This is a genomic window from Clostridium sp. NkU-1 (assembly GCA_001312405.1).
In genome coordinates this window covers 61,464-68,658 of sequence record BBDR01000023.1, presented here as the reverse complement: position 1 = coordinate 68,658, position 7,195 = coordinate 61,464, and the positions used below count along the sequence as shown (strand labels likewise).

The 7,195-nt window shown below is 45.2% G+C and carries 6 protein-coding genes and 3 pseudogenes; 5 read left to right on the top strand and 4 right to left on the bottom strand.

Features of this window, described 5'->3' with window-relative positions:
- On the bottom strand, positions 1 to 530 hold a 530-nt coding region (locus JCM10519_RS22895), incomplete at its 3' end, for a S1 RNA-binding domain-containing protein (protein WP_347845206.1).
- A gap of 339 nt (positions 531 to 869) precedes the next feature.
- Between JCM10519_RS22895 and JCM10519_RS22890 the strand changes: the two genes are divergently transcribed.
- The 5 genes and pseudogenes from JCM10519_RS22890 (at position 870) to rbr (ending at position 4,185) form a co-directional block, all read left to right on the top strand.
- On the top strand, positions 870 to 1,490 hold the full coding sequence (locus JCM10519_RS22890) for a phosphatase (RefSeq protein ID WP_347845205.1): 621 nt from the start codon (positions 870 to 872) through the stop codon (positions 1,488 to 1,490).
- The gene (locus JCM10519_RS22885) at positions 1,487 to 2,437 is read left to right on the top strand and encodes a LysR family transcriptional regulator (RefSeq protein WP_347845204.1); all 951 of its coding nucleotides are present in this window, start codon (positions 1,487 to 1,489) and stop codon (positions 2,435 to 2,437) included. The genes JCM10519_RS22890 and JCM10519_RS22885 overlap by 4 nt, the downstream gene beginning before the upstream one ends.
- A 75-nt stretch (positions 2,438 to 2,512) precedes the next feature.
- Complete coding sequence (locus tag JCM10519_RS22880; RefSeq protein ID WP_054742128.1) at positions 2,513 to 2,908, top strand: transcriptional repressor; 396 nt, start codon at positions 2,513 to 2,515, stop codon at positions 2,906 to 2,908.
- 112 nt (positions 2,909 to 3,020) lie between these two features.
- Positions 3,021 to 3,562, top strand: a pseudogene (locus JCM10519_RS22875) (NADH peroxidase).
- Between the two features lie 87 nt (positions 3,563 to 3,649).
- Positions 3,650 to 4,185: pseudogene (rbr, locus tag JCM10519_RS22870) on the top strand (rubrerythrin).
- 150 nt (positions 4,186 to 4,335) lie between these two features.
- Here the strand turns inward: rbr and JCM10519_RS22865 are convergent.
- From JCM10519_RS22865 to JCM10519_RS22855, 3 genes and pseudogenes are all read right to left on the bottom strand, one after another.
- On the bottom strand, positions 4,336 to 5,475 hold the full coding sequence (locus tag JCM10519_RS22865) for a M20/M25/M40 family metallo-hydrolase (RefSeq protein ID WP_347845203.1): 1,140 nt from the start codon (positions 5,473 to 5,475) through the stop codon (positions 4,336 to 4,338).
- 166 nt (positions 5,476 to 5,641) lie between these two features.
- A pseudogene (locus JCM10519_RS22860) lies at positions 5,642 to 6,540 on the bottom strand (fumarylacetoacetate hydrolase family protein).
- A gap of 12 nt (positions 6,541 to 6,552) precedes the next feature.
- Positions 6,553 to 7,113: a glycerol-3-phosphate responsive antiterminator gene (locus JCM10519_RS22855; RefSeq protein WP_054742127.1), complete on the bottom strand. Its 561-nt coding sequence runs from the start codon at positions 7,111 to 7,113 to the stop codon at positions 6,553 to 6,555.
- Between the last annotated feature and the right edge of the window lie 82 nt (positions 7,114 to 7,195).

Genomic DNA, 7,195 nt, shown 5'->3' with positions numbered 1-7,195 from the left:
TCTGCGGTGATGACTGTGACTTCAATGGTTCTTCCATTATATTCCTCTAAGTCCTCCACATATTCCCCCGCCAGCTTGGAAGCCGGAATAAATCCCCGGATCCCTTCCAGATAAGCAACGGCTCCGCCTTTTACGATCTCCGCGATTTTGACCTTGACAACGGTTCGGTCCCTTAACATGGCTCCAAGGGTTTCCCAGGCCAGATGGTCACTTGCCAGCTTCTTTGAAAGAACTACATTACCTTCCCGGTCATTAGGGTTTATGACCGTTGCCGTGATTTCGTCTCCAGGCTGGATTTCCCGGATCAGGCTGAATTCCGGATCATTGCTTAAATTTTCTTTATCAATGATTCCCTCCGCATAATATTTTAAATCCAAAGTGACCTTGTCCTCATCTACGCTTATAACGGTCCCTGTGAGAACATCTCCTTCTTTTACCCTTTTAAAGGAGGCTTCCAGCTCTGCTGCATAATCAGCCATAGTCTCTACTGTTTCTTCCCTTACGTCTGTTTGCTTCATCTCTTCGCTCATTGATATCTCCTCCACTCATATTACACTTAGTTCTGCATAAAATCTACCTATATATTTATCACATCCCGCCTGATATTACTATAGTTTTCTCAGTAAAAATATGTTATATTTATATTAACGGCAATAAAAACACTGCCTTTTATCTTCACTTGCGTTGCAAGTTCAGATAAGTTGTATTATATGAAATATTTTCCACTGGGAATCTCCCAGGCCAGATACAGAAAGGACAAGAATCATGAACGACATAATGGACCTGCATACCCACACCGTAGCCAGCGGACATGCGTACAACACTTTATATGAAATGGCTAAATCTGCTTCTGAAAAGGGCCTTGCCTCATGGGCTCTACGGACCATGCACCTAAGATGCCAGGAACCTGCCATGAGTTTTATTTCATAAATTTTAAAGTGATCCCCCGTAAAATCTACGGAGTCAACATACTCATGGGCGTTGAGCTTAATATTATGGATTACACGGGACGGGTGGATTTGAGAAAAGGTCTTTTGGAAAAAATGGATTACTCCATTGCAAGCCTCCACGAACCCTGCTACAAAAGCGGAACTTCCGCCGAAAATACAAATGCTTATCTCGGAGCCATTGAAAATCCTCTGATCCACATCATCGGCCACCCTGACGACAGCCGTTTTCCAGTGGATTATGACACCCTGGTTTCCGCTGCCGCTGAGAATCATACCCTTTTGGAGCTTAATTCCAGTTCTCTTCATCCCTTAAGCCCAAGAATGAATGCCGCGGAAAATTACCGGACCATGCTGGAGCTTTGCAAGCACTACCGGGCCTCCATCATCATTGACAGCGACGCCCATACGGAAGCTGATGTGGGAAACCATGTAAGAGCGTTAGAGCTTATTGAAGAAGTGAATTTCCCGGAAGAGCTTATTGTAAATACTTCCCTTGAAAAGCTCATTCCCTACATTCCCAAGCTGGAGGCTTATCTATGATCAACTTCCTGAACCTGGAATATTTTCTGGCGGTTGCGGAGGAATTAAATATCACCCGTGCTGCCAAGCAGTTATACATCTCACAGCAGTCCTTAAGCAGCCACATTTCCAATCTGGAAAAGGAATTCGATGTCCAGCTTTTCAACCGCACCATGCCCCTTACCCTGACCTACGCAGGCCGGGCCTTAAAGGTCCGGGCAAAGCAGATGCTGGACTTAAAGGATGAAACCTACCGGGAACTGGCCGATATCAAGGATTTTACTACAGGACAGCTTTCTATCGGCATCTCCCATACCAGGGGACGCTTCCTTCTCCCCGCCATCCTTCCCGCTTATAAGGAAAAGTTTCCAAACATTGAGATCCATCTGGTAGAGGGAAATTCTTCCGAATTAAGTACTGCTCTGATACACGGAAACATTGATCTGATGATCGACCTTCTTCCTTTTAAAGCCGATCATGTGGAAACCATTCCTATCTGCGAGGAGGAGATCCTTCTTGTGGTTCCTGACCAGATTCTGGACCGGTATTTTCCGGGCCAGCAGGAGGAGATAATAAAGATACTGGATGAAAATGCGGACGTACAGCTTTTAAAGGACTGCCCCTACCTTCTCATCAACAAAGGAAACCGGGTGCGCACCATTGCCGATGAAATCTTTGAGGAAGCCCAGCTCACTCCTTCCATTCTTCTGGAGACAGAGAATATTGAGACAGTGCTGGCCCTTGCAGCCAAAGGAATGGGGATCACCTTTTACCCCAGAATGTTCATGTCCGGAAGCCCTAATACCGGCATGAAAAAAACAGGGCTGCATTATTTTTCCTTAAATTACAGGCGCAGCACGGCGTCCTGGCATTTGGCCGCCACAAAGGCAGATATTTATCCCAGGCTACGGAAGAATTCATACGGATCGCACGGGAGAACATATAGACACTATTTAACTCTGGATTGACAAAAGCGCTGAAATCCTTTATTATTAAATAGTAACAATTACTAATATAATTATTATTTTAGAAAAGGAGCGGCCATGAAAACATTAAAGTATAGCCGTCAACGGGAATCTATTAAAGCCTGTCTAATGTCAAGGCACGACCATCCCACTGCCGATGCCCTATACACATTGATTCGCGAAGAATATCCCAATATCAGCCTTGGAACGGTATACCGCAACTTAAACCTTCTGGTTGAGCTGGGAGAAATCCAAAAGCTGACTTGCGGAGATGGCGCGGATCGCTTTGATGCGGACACATCACCCCATTACCATTTTGTGTGTAAAAATTGCGGAAAGGTCAGCGACCTGCCACTGGACCCCCTGGTAAATATCAACCACCTTGCTCAGGAACATGCGGACGGCACGGTGGAAAGTCACACCATTTATTTCTATGGGACCTGCAAGGAATGTTTTGAAAATAATTATCGATAACGCTTGACATAAAGATAAAGATATGGTAAATTAATATCAGTAATCATTACTATTATTGATTGCCATTAAAATAACAAAACTATATTACAAAATAAAAAGGAGATATGAGATCATGAAGAAATGGGTTTGTACTGTATGCGGTTATGTTCACGAAGGAGAGACAGCTCCTGAATTCTGTCCAGTATGCAAGGTTGGTTCTGAAAAGTTCAAATTACAGGATGAAGATATGTCCTGGGCCTGCGAGCATGAAATCGGTGTTGCACAGGGTTCTCCGGAAGACATTATGATGGATTTAAGAGCTAACTTTGAAGGCGAATGCTCTGAAGTTGGTATGTATCTTGCAATGTCAAGAGCTGCTCACAGAGAAGGCTATCCTGAAATCGGCTTATATTATGAAAAAGCTGCTTTCGAAGAGGCTGAGCATGCTTCCAAGTTTGCAGAATTATTAGGCGAATGCGTAACTTCCAGCACAAAGAAGAACCTGGAGTTAAGAGTTGCTGCTGAGAATGGCGCAACTGCCGGTAAATTTGATCTTGCAAAACGTGCAAAAGCATTAAACTTAGATGCAATCCATGACACAGTTCATGAAATGGCAAAGGATGAGGCTCGTCATGGCAAAGCATTCAAGGCTTATTAGAAAGATACTTCGGTTAATACATCTTAGGGAGCGGCAGAACAGGCTGCCGCTCCCTGTTTATAAAGTACAAATCATTCAAAATTCAAATCAGGAGGGTTTATACGATGTCCAAATATGCGGGAACAAAAACAGAACAGAACTTAAAAGACGCCTTTGCAGGTGAGTCCATGGCAAGAAACAAATATACATATTATGCTTCTGCCGCCAAAAAGGCCGGCTATGAGCAAATGTCTGCCCTGTACTTAGAAACTGCTGACCAGGAAAAAGAGCATGCTAAGATGTGGTTCAAGGAATTGCATGGCATCGGCACCATGGAAGAAAACTTAGCAGATGCCGCTGCCGGTGAAAACTACGAGTGGACCGATATGTATAAGAGAATGGCAGAGGATGCAGGGCAGAAGGCTTTGAAGAGCTGGCTCTGAAATTTGAATTCGTAGGAAAAGTAGAAGCTGCTCATGAAAAACGTTACTTAAAGCTTCTTGACAGCTTAAAGAACGATAAGACCTTTAAGGGAGATGCTCCTCTTGGCTGGAAGTGCCGCAACTGCGGTTACATCCACGAAGGACCGGAGGCTCCGGAAATTTGCCCGACCTGTGCTCATCCTAAGGCCTATTTTGAAAGAAAAGTGGAAAATTATTAATGCAGTCTGTTACGGCTGCCGCAAATGATTTTGAAGCAGTGTTTTAATCAGAGAAATCACAGATAAAATAAGAACATGCACCTTGAAAGGGCTTATCAAAGCCGATCAAGGTGCATTTCTTTCTGTCCGGAACCGGTTAATTCTCTTCTCTTAAAAATGAGATAATATGACTTCAAAGGCGATCCTGTAGCCGTCCTTCAAGCTTTCTGTTTCAATCCATTCCTGTCTTGTATGGGCCAGGCCTCCCCTCACAGCTCCAAAGCAGACGCTTGGGATTCCCATGGATAGGGGGATGTTGCAGTCTGTGGAGCCTGGGCCTGTTTTCGGCCTGTTCCCCGTGTGTTTATAAATGACTTCAGAAACATGTTCAGCCAGTTCCTTTTGCTGCTTCTCATCCACGGCTCCGGTGCAGGGACGCTCTCCAACCAAAGTGGTGTTTACTTTTATCAGCTTTGCCCGATAGCTTTCGATCACACTATGAAAATGCCTGTCCATGAATTCCAGATCTTCTCTGCTGTCCGAGCGGAACTCGTAAAGCATCTCAGCCTGCTGGGCAATGGTATTAACGGAAGTCCCTCCTTTAATCGTCCCCACATTATAAGTGGTCTTCGTCTTTGTCTCCGGCACTTTCAGTGTGTAAAGGGTATCGATTAAAGATGCCAGATAGGCTATGGCATTGCGGTTCCCGAATTTTCCAAAGGAATGGCCTCCCTCCGTTAATATCTCCACCTTATATCTTTTAGAGCCTACCGCATCGTTTACAATCCCCTCCATGTACCCGTCAAGAGAATAAAACGCAGTAATGCGGCTTCCAAAATCCTTAATGATCTGCCTTGACCCTTTCAGATTTCCAAGCCCCTCTTCTCCGGCATTTGCCACCAGAAGCATGCCGTCCCTTTGGGGCACAATCTCTTTTTGGGCGATGTACTTACCGCACATGAGAAGTGCGCATAAGTTTGCCGTATCATCGCCGATTCCCGGGGCCTTTACCTTTCCATCTTCCACAACAAGGGGAAGGGGTTCCGTATCCGGAAATACCACATCCGTATGTGCTGCAAACACCACCACAGGATTATCTTCGGTACATCCTATGGGATATATAACATTCCATGCAGAATCTATATACACTCCTTTTGCACCCTGTTTTTCCAGCCACTCCTTACAGAACCTGGCCCTTTGTTCCTCATGATTAGAAGGTGCAGGTATCTTTCCAAGGGTTAAAAGCAGTTCATAAGCTTCCCCGCTGTGATCCTCAACATACTGCCACATGTCTTTTATCTGTTCATTCATGCTCCTTTTACTCCTTTTCCATAGATTTGTTTTCCGTTCTGATCCCGCACCCTTTTCTCCCCCTCCAAAAACCATATCCTGCAGCGCTGGGGTATAAACAGAATCCGGAAGAAAGTCTCATGTTTCAGATTTTCTTCCGGATTTTTGCAATAGAAACTATATGATCTTACACGACCTTATTCTTAATGGCCCCGATCCCCTGGATCAGGCATTCCACTTCATCTCCTGCCGCTAAAAACTTCGGCGGTTCAAATCCCATTCCAACTCCCTTAGGCGTTCCGGTGGAAATGATGGTTCCTGCCCTCAGGGTCAGCCCTTTAGACAGTTCGCTGACAATATGGTCTATATTAAATATCATGAGACGGGTATTGCTGTCTTGTCTCAGCTCTCCATTAACCTTTGACTGAATGTCAAGCTCCGGCGGATAGGAAATGGAGCCTGCAGTCAGAATACAGGGCCCATAGGGGCAAATCCGTCAAGGCTCTTTCCAAAATACCACTGCTTATGGGCATTCTGAACGTTACGGGCACTGACGTCATTAATGATGGTATATCCGAAAATATAATCCTTCACCTGTTCCGGGGCAACATCCTTTGCATCCTTTCCAATGATAACCCCTAATTCTACCTCATAATCCAGGCTGTCCACCATATCGCTGTGACTTAAGATTTCTCCATATGGATCCACTGCCTCATTCACTCTCTTTGAAAAATAAACGGCATTGGGGCGTGTCCCGTCAAAATCTTCTTTTTTATAGCGGGCAGACTCCTCGGCATGTTCCATGTAATTAAGCCCCAGACAGATGATGTCCTGATCCGGTGTCCGGATGGGCGCCAGAAGCATGACCTCTTTCATCATGGCAGCTCCAACGATGTTGCTATTGTAAGGATCCAGGCCGGAGGCATGTTCCAGTAAGTCAAGCTCAGACTGGGTGAGCCCCTTAACGACCTCCAGCATCTCCTTATACTCCATACCAAATGCCCTGAGAGGAAAGACCCACATTTCATCCTTACTCACTACCCCGATATCTTTTCTCCGGTCAACCTCGTATGTAACTAATTTCATAACATCCTCCTTTTACATGAACCATAGCTCTTCCTTTGTGGTAGAGATTGCATCCGCACCTGCGGAAAAAGCCGCCATGATATCCTTTTTGTCTGATATCAGTCCGCCTGCAATAATAGGAATATCCGTATAGGCGCGAATCTCTTTAAGTACCTTGGGCATGACCCCGGGCATGATCTCGACCAGATCCGGATGAAAGGTGTCAATCTGCTTTTTTGTCGTACTCATGGCAAGAGAATCAATGATAAAGGTTCTCTGTACCCCAACCAGGCCCAGCTCGACCGCCCGCTTTACAAGAAGAGGCTTTGTGCTGATAATTCCGTCTGCATGAGTATTCCGCTTAATAAAATCTACAGCAATCTCCCTGGAGCTTAAGCCCTGTGCCAGATCCGCATGGACGATGACATATTTCCCATGCTCCTTTATCTGCCTTACAATGCTGCTGATATTACAGATATTTCCATACAGAATAAATACCACCTGGCATTCCGAATCCAAGCATCTTTTTAATCCACTATCATCCTTAACCGCCGCAATCACCGGAGAAGCCTCCAGTAGTTCAATCGCCTTCATTAATATTCCTCCGCCCCACAAAATATGGATCTCGTTCTACTTTATCAATCCTTTCCCCCACCGTCAAGGCAATTTTTGCCCT